At 33.0% G+C, this 5031-nt stretch carries 4 protein-coding genes; all 4 read right to left on the minus strand.

Annotation, left to right across the window (positions count from 1 at the left end; all coding sequences use genetic code 11):
- Positions 1 to 901, minus strand: a 901-nt coding sequence (locus PGW42_RS15590; protein ID WP_270235177.1) for an acyltransferase family protein, incomplete at its 3' end; no start/stop codon positions are given.
- A gap of 25 nt (positions 902 to 926) precedes the next feature.
- Positions 927 to 1871 carry a glycosyltransferase family 2 protein gene (locus PGW42_RS15595; RefSeq protein ID WP_270203974.1) on the minus strand — a complete coding sequence of 315 codons (945 nt, stop codon included), beginning with the start codon at positions 1869 to 1871 and terminating at the stop codon, positions 927 to 929.
- Positions 1872 to 1893: 22 nt separating this feature from the next.
- Positions 1894 to 3846 carry a polysaccharide biosynthesis protein gene (locus tag PGW42_RS15600; protein WP_270203975.1) on the minus strand — a complete coding sequence of 651 codons (1953 nt, stop codon included), beginning with the start codon at positions 3844 to 3846 and terminating at the stop codon, positions 1894 to 1896.
- 116 nt (positions 3847 to 3962) lie between these two features.
- Positions 3963 to 5031, minus strand: a 1069-nt coding sequence (locus PGW42_RS15605; protein ID WP_270235178.1) for a hypothetical protein, incomplete at its 5' end; no start/stop codon positions are given.

Below are 5031 nucleotides of genomic sequence, written 5' to 3' on the forward strand. Positions count from 1 at the left end.
CTAGCATATGAACGATATATATTCCAAAAGTATAAGAAGAAAGCCAACAAATTACTCTATTAATTTTCGATTCCTTATTATCATTAATTAAAAACATACATGCAAAAATTATGCATAACGCACAGATAAGCCCCAAAAAACTATACCAATATAAAATATTCGTATATGAATAATCATGACCTTGTCTGTTCAAGATAATCAGCAGTCTTACTATATTCAATCCCACAAAAAGTATTACACACTTCACAAAACTAATTTTAGTTTTTATAGCCTCTCTGTGCTGATAAATAATACTTCCCCATACAAAAAAAATAGCTGCTGGAATCGCTCCATTAAATGAATGATGTGAAAATTCTGCCATAGTATTTGCTGATATATCATTAAAAATTAACAACATAGCCGAAATAATTAAAAAGAGCTTTTGTTTTTTCACATCTTGTTTAATACTATCCACATACGCTTTTAAAATCGGAAACATTAAAATGACTACAAAATATACCATCAAATACCACAAATGACCAGAACATGACACTACTACATTCCATGAGAAAAAACCTTTTAGTAAATTCAGATAATCCTCCCCTGTATGAGTAATACTTACCGCTAAACTAGTCCGATCAACTAAATATCCCGATAGAAAAAAGCAAAATATCAAAAAAATTATCATCGGAATAACTATGTTCTTAAAAGTACGTTTCAGTAATTTCCAATAGCTCTTGGTATTAAACATAAAAAATCCGGATATCAACCAAAAAATGGCTACTCCATCTGCAACCAAACATGCACTTAATAATCGACTGGCATCGTATGTATCATTTACAACTGTACTCAATGAAACATGCACACCAATAACAAGCAAGCAGGCAATCAACCTTGCCAATTCAACAGACGCTTTTCTCATCTTCTCTTTCCTTTAACTAATTAATCTATTTCTCTTTCTTCAACATCTTATATCTATCTGAAGAACGCTGTAATTCCATCTCAAAATCTTGTCTATTCTTTTGAGTAATAGTTGATAACAATACGCCAACAAAGAATGCCATAATAGCTGCTAAGTATACAAAACAACATACAATCAATGTCGGAAAATTAGGTACTAATCCCGTTTTAGCAAACTTCACAATAATCGGAACCATAAAACCTGTACTTAAAATTGCCAAGAAAGCTGCTATAATTGTAAAAAAGCCAAACGGTTTGTAGTTTCTGTACAATCTCGCAATAGTCATCAATACTTTTGCCCCATCTGAATAAGTATTAAGTTTTGACTCACTTCCCTCCGGACGATCCCTATATTCAATTATAACATTCTCGACAAACATATTTTTTTCTACTGCATGAATGCTCATCTCAGTTTCAATTTCAAATCCTTTTGACAGTACAGGAAATGTTTTTACAAATTGGTAACTAAAAGCTCGATATCCCGTCATAATATCTTTGATATCATTTTTAAACAATCTATTTATTGTCTTTCTTACTAACGTATTTCCGAAATTATGAAATGGTCTCTTATTTTCTGTAAAATATGTTGATGAAAGTCTATCTCCAACCACCATATCTACATGTCTATCTAAAACTTTATCCACCATTTCTCTTGCAAATTCTGCCGGATACGTATCATCTCCGTCTGTCATAACATAACATTCTGCGTCAATTTCACGGAACATCCTTCTAATTACATTTCCCTTTCCCTGCTGATATTCATGTCGCACAATTGCCCCTGCTTTTTCAGCAATTTCAGCTGTGTTGTCAGATGAATTATTATCATATACATAAATTACAGCTTCTGGTAAAACTTCCTTAAAATCCTCGACTACCTTTTTGATTGTCTTGCTTTCATTGTAACACGGAATTAATACTGCTACTTTATCCATTGCTTTTCCTCCAATTTGTTTTCTATATATTTTTTTCTGTTTCTACACTCGGTCCTTCATGACTAATTCGCCCTAAACTTACTAACTCTCGAAATGCCTCACTATCTCTTTTCTTATCTTCCGGTCTGATATGATACGTTGAAATAATTCCGGCAACCTTTTCTTTAATATCAGGACTTTCTTCCATTGCTGCTTTTTCAAGTTCTCTTAACTGACTCAAAAAATGTACTTCATCAAATTCCAACGGTTTCCCGATAAATATCAAATCATTCGCCGTCTTCTGAAGCCCTTCTTCTTTCGTCAGTAACTCTTCATATAGCTTTTCACCTGGTCTTAAGCCCGTATATTTAATTTCCATATTCACACCAAGCGTATATCCGGAAAGCCGAATCAAATTCTTTGCGAGATCAGCAATCTTTACCGGTTCTCCCATATCCAGTACAAAGATTTCTCCACCATGAGCATAGGCTCCAGCCTGCAATACCAGTGACACTGCTTCTGGAATCGTCATAAAATAACGAATAATATCCGGATGTGTAACTGTAACAGGTCCACCTGCTTCCATCTGCTTCTTAAAGAGTGGTATTACACTACCATTACTTCCAAGCACATTTCCAAAACGCACAATGACATATTCTGTTCTGGAATACTTGCTAAACGTCTGCACAATCATTTCACACATACGCTTTGAAGCACCCATGATATTCGTAGGGTTTACCGCTTTATCAGTAGAAATAAGTACAAATTTCTTCACGCCAAACTTGTCCGCTGCTCTTGCAGTTTTGTAAGTTCCGAATACATTATTTTTAATTGCCTCATTCGGACTGTCTTCCATAAGCGGTACATGCTTGTGTGCAGCTGCATGGAACACAACATCCGGGCGATAATATTCCATCACACTTTCAATTCGACTCGTATTACGAACAGATCCAATCAACACTTCTAATTTCAAGTTTGGATACTTTCTAACCAGCTCTTGCTGAATATCATATGCATTATTTTCATAGATATCAAATATAATTAAAAGTTTCGGATTATGTGCTGCAATCTGACGGCAAAGTTCACTACCTATTGATCCACCACCACCAGTAACCAATACTCTCTTGTTGCTTACATACTGTCCAACACTTTCCATATCAATATTGATGGTATCTCTTCCAAGTAAATCCTCAATTGATACTTCTCGCAAATTTGACACGCCAACTTCATCATTGATGAGCTGATACATACCAGGTAAAATTTTAAGTTTACAATCTGTAAGATTACAAATTCTTAAGATATCACGAGTAGCCTTATTCCCCGCTGATGGAATCGCAAGAATAATCTCTTCTGCATCATATTTTTTTGCCGCTTCCTGAATCATATCCCTTCCGCCGACAATCCGAATTCCGTGAATATATTTTCCCTTTTTAGACGGGTTATCATCAATCACACATACAACTTTCTGATTCAGGTACTTACTGCTTTTTAGCTCTTTAATGATCATATTTCCCGCTTCACCAGCTCCGATTACGATCGTATTCCGGGAATGCTTTGCTGATTTTTTGATTCCATTCTGCATCGTGTGTAAAATTCGATACGAAAAACGAGTAATTAGTGTAGTAATACTAAGCAAAATAAAGTAGAAGAAATAATAGCTTCTTGGAATCGGTAAATACAACAAACTAAATCCAAACGCCTGAAATGCTGTTGAAAGCATTGCCGCACACACAATCAATAGCATCTCATATAAGCTGGCATAGGACCACACTCGATTATACAGATTTAACAGCAAAAAGATAATTACCGTCGTAATCACATTTATAATCATGTAATGTTCTACACTGCTCATATACTCCTCTGGTACCCAGATATTATCCAATTTAAAGCGCAATATAATCGCTAAGTAAGAATCCAAAATCACAGCAAGCATGTCCACGATAAACAAAGCAATCATTCTGCTTCTGGAATTTTGAAGTCCCCATCCTTTTTTCATACTCAACCTCCATTTGTACAATATAAAATTGTTACAAAATATTACATCTTTTTTAACTCTATCTTATAGCATACCAAATTACATACATATATACAATAATTACCTTCCAAACTAACCTAATTTTCTGTATCTTCTATTTTTTTAACAATATTTTTCAAAGCTATTGCTGCATATGGTATTAACAAGATAAAATACGTAAATGTATATTGGCCTTTTGCTTCCCACAACATATGGAACAAAAATCCTCCAATGAACGCTGTTGCCGGAAGCCATACATATATATTTCTATTTTTTCGATTCATAAATACATATATCAATGCTAAAATATATATTATCGACTGTACTATATCTAATATCCAAACTAATATTTTTCCCAATTTATGTCCATTTAAAATGCTATCCATATACGATGAAACAACAATGTTTTTGTCAAACTGATTAATCCAAATCCCACCGAATGTTGGTTCACACCATTGAGAAACCATTTTTTTTGCATAAAACTTCAATGTATACTTTGGATTCTTCTCAAAATATTTCACCCTATCATTTATATAATTCAAAGCTTCTTTCGAAGTCAATTCTGAATCACAATTATTATTCAGATATGTATTAGCATTATATTCATTATACCACCCCGGCGCCATATCTGATTCTTGCATTCCCATCGCAATCCATGCAACTTTCGGAATCCCCGTTCCCAAATTCACATTCTCCTGAGAATTTAATAAAGCTATTGGACCTGAAGTTGCAATCATATAACCAATAATAATTACAATCACAAATATTATATTTTTCTTCTGTAAATGAATAATCCAATCAAGTATAGCAAAAATTATCATTGCTAAAAGAATAATTAAATAATTCGATTTAAACAATATAGCCAAACTAATAAACATAGCGCTAAAAATCATATCTAATATTTTATGTTTTTCAAAAAAACTCAATTCATAAAATATTGCAACAATCGACAATGCGCATCCAATTAAATTACCATACAAAAAAGTAGTATAAAATACAATAGGGAAAAATAATATTAAGAAAAAAAGAGTTATTTTTTCTACTCTAACTGATATGAATTTTCTAAGTATTTTTATTAAGAATATATCCATAATAATCAGCGCAATTATATTCAACATTTGAAATGCCATATAATTATTTATACCAAAAAATTTATATACCATTTTA

This window comes from Coprococcus sp. TM115-187 (genome assembly GCF_027679115.1).
GTDB classification, from domain to species: Bacteria; Bacillota; Clostridia; order Lachnospirales; family Lachnospiraceae; genus Allocoprococcus; species Allocoprococcus comes.

Excerpts from the sequence above, each read along its gene's own strand:
- PGW42_RS15595 (WP_270203974.1), bottom strand. The coding sequence starts at position 1,871 with ATGGATAAAGTAGCAGTATTAATTCCGTGTTACAATGAAAGCAAGACA.
- PGW42_RS15600 (WP_270203975.1), bottom strand. The coding sequence starts at position 3,846 with ATGAAAAAAGGATGGGGACTTCAAAATTCCAGAAGCAGAATGATTGCT.